Below are 428 nucleotides of genomic sequence, written 5' to 3' on the forward strand. Positions count from 1 at the left end.
CATTCGGAAATCTCCGGATCAAAGCTCACTTACAGCTCCCCGAAGCATATCGGTGTTAGTGCCGTCCTTCGTCGACTCCTAGTGCCAAGGCATTCACCGTGCGCCCTTATTAACTTAACCTAAAAGTTAAAAAGTCTTACACGTTGTGATTACGTAAATAATCACAACAGAATTTCTTGTTGTTTATTGTTTCAATGTCGTTTTATCCAGTTTTCAAAGAACAAGTGGTTTGTTCCAATGCAAAAATTGCAGGAACAAGAATTGAATTTTCGTGGTTAAATGAACATTCAAAACTGAACTGCAAAACGTTAAGATACGAATAAAAATTCGTATTCCGATATTATCCTTAGAAAGGAGGTGATCCAGCCGCACCTTCCGATACGGCTACCTTGTTACGACTTCACCCCAATCATCTGTCCCACCTTCGG

The 428-nt window shown here is 40.4% G+C and carries 2 rRNA genes; both read right to left on the reverse strand.

The features are described 5' to 3' along the window. Window positions 1–120, reverse strand: a 23S ribosomal RNA gene (locus tag LDK52_RS19945); the annotation flags it as partial. Between the two features lie 230 nt (window positions 121–350). Beyond that, window positions 351–428 (reverse strand): 16S ribosomal RNA (locus LDK52_RS19950); the annotation flags it as partial.

The sequence above is a fragment of the Psychrobacillus antarcticus genome, from assembly GCF_029533155.1.
Classification (GTDB): Bacteria; Bacillota; Bacilli; order Bacillales_A; family Planococcaceae; genus Psychrobacillus; species Psychrobacillus antarcticus.